The organism is Pedobacter sp. 10L46_2 (assembly GCF_056395165.1).
In genome coordinates, this window is the sequence record NZ_JBFTIZ010000502.1 from 1 (window position 1) to 1620 (window position 1620).

Here is a 1620-nt window from a genome sequence, read left to right on the forward strand (position 1 = left end):
TTTCACAACTGCTAAACATAGCAGCAACTATAAGAAAGCAGAAAAGGATCAATAGTTTTAATGGTTTGGTTCTCATAATTATCTCATTAGTTTTAATAACCTATACCAATATTTACAAGCAAACGCTACACCACTAAAAAAATTTAAACCAATCCGGGAACAGCAACCATCTCGTCAGTATCTTTTGTATAATCGATACCATCAACATCAAAGCCGAACAGGTTTAAGAAATCTCTCTTATAACCGGCAAGATCACCAATTTTAGGAAGCGATTCTTCAGTTGCTTCGGCCCAAAGTGCAGCAACTTTGGCTTGTACATCGCTGTCCATTTCTAAATCGTCTACACGGATTCTGCCCTGCTCATCAGTAGCGATACCACCTTTATTGTATAAACGCTCAGCAAATAAACGTTGCATCTGCTCAATACATCCTTCATGTGTACCGTTCTCTTTCATGATTTTATAAAGCAACGAAATGTATAAAGGAATAACCGGTATAGCAGAACTTGCCTGAGTAACCAATGCTTTGTTTACAGAAACAAATGCTTTTCCATTAATGTCTTTCAGTTTGTCAGATATTGCAAAAGCAGTAGCTTCTAAATGATCTTTAGCTCTGCCGATAGTCCCTTTACGGTAAACCGCTTCAGTAACCGCAGGGCCGATGTATGAATAAGCTACAGTAATTGCCTCTGGAGCCAATAAATTTGCCGCTTTTAATTCATCAATCCACATACCCCAATCTTCGCCACCCATAACAGCAACTGTATTTTCTATTTCCTCTTCATTAGCCGGGGTTATAGAAACCTCAGAAACTACTCCGGTGTGAAAATCGACAGTTTTGTTGGTAAACGTGGTCTCGCCAATTGGTTTTAAAACCGAATTATGAACTACACCAGTTATTGGATGTACTCTTTTAGGAGATGCCAGACTATAAACTACAAGATCAATTTGTCCTAGATCAGCTTTGATCAGGTCAATTACTTTTTGTTTTATTTCAGTAGAAAACGCATCACCATTTACACTTTTAGCATATAAACCTGCTTTTTGAGCTTGTTGTTCAAAAGCTGCAGTGTTATACCATCCCGGCGAAGCCGTTTTACCCGGTGCAGGTGGTTTTTCAAAATAAACCCCAACGGTGGCTGCGCCACATCCAAACGCGCTTGTTATTCTTGATGCTAATCCAAATCCCGTAGAGGCACCAATTACAAGGACCTTCTTAGGACCTTCAATTTCACCTTTTGACTTTACATAATTGATCTGGTTTATTACATTTTGCTCGCATCCTTTTGGATGTGCCGTAAGGCAAATAAACCCGCGCATTCTAGGTTCTATAATCATAAATCTATTTTTCTTTTGATTGACAATATTAAGGTTTTTTTACATTACCTATATGGGTTTACCTGAATACCCGCTGATTAACTGATATTTAATCTTCAAATGAAGATATATTAAAAGGTTCAGAAGGATCAAAGCCATACCATAAAACACATCCTCAACGGGGATGGTCAGGATTCTAAGCCCAATAATCTGAGCTTGGTTATACCACACTACGGGTTCCTCCAGAGCGGTCCCGGTAAGCAATCCATTCACAATAAGAAAAGGAATTAACAGTATTCCATAG

Annotated in this window: 2 protein-coding genes; both read right to left on the reverse strand. The window is 38.6% G+C overall.

Annotated elements, in window-relative coordinates; all coding sequences use genetic code 11:
- Nucleotides 1–143: 143 nt before the first annotated feature.
- Nucleotides 144–1337 (reverse strand): enoyl-ACP reductase FabV, encoded by a 1194-nt coding sequence (fabV, locus tag AC1DDX_RS27270; RefSeq protein WP_337716315.1) that lies wholly within the window; start codon nt 1335–1337, stop codon nt 144–146.
- 48 nt (nt 1338–1385) lie between these two features.
- On the reverse strand, nt 1386–1620 hold a 235-nt coding region (locus tag AC1DDX_RS27275; RefSeq protein ID WP_477623014.1), incomplete at its 5' end, for a lycopene cyclase domain-containing protein.

Bases quoted from the DNA above. Each gene is read 5' to 3' on its own strand.
- fabV (WP_337716315.1), bottom strand. From the start codon at position 1,337: ATGATTATAGAACCTAGAATGCGCGGGTTTATTTGCCTTACGGCACAT.